The organism is Sphingomonas sp. 10B4 (assembly GCF_035019905.1).
Taxonomy (GTDB): domain Bacteria; phylum Pseudomonadota; class Alphaproteobacteria; order Sphingomonadales; family Sphingomonadaceae; genus Sphingomonas; species Sphingomonas glacialis.
Map to the genome: position 1 here is coordinate 1 of NZ_JASJVC010000576.1, position 236 is coordinate 236.

Sequence of the window (236 nt, forward strand, 5' to 3'; positions counted from 1 at the left end):
ATTCTGGATTACTTGGTTTGCAGTCTTCTGCGTAATAGCGCAATACAGCTGGGATAATACCCGCGGCACCATTGGTAGGGGCGGTAACGACGCGACCGCCTGCAGCATTTTCTTCGTTTACCGCCATCGCATATAAGCTGACTTTATGCATGCCGTCATGTGGTAAAACGTCCGCACTTTCATTGGCGCTGCGCCACAATTTTGCTGCACGTCGTTTCACGTGCAAACCGCCAGGT

The 236-nt window shown here is 51.7% G+C and carries 1 protein-coding gene; it reads right to left on the reverse strand.

All coding sequences use genetic code 11. The annotated features are described in order from the left end of the window. Positions 1-236, reverse strand: a 236-nt coding sequence (locus tag QN347_RS20920) for an L-serine ammonia-lyase, iron-sulfur-dependent, subunit beta (protein WP_323494565.1), incomplete at both ends; no start/stop codon positions are given.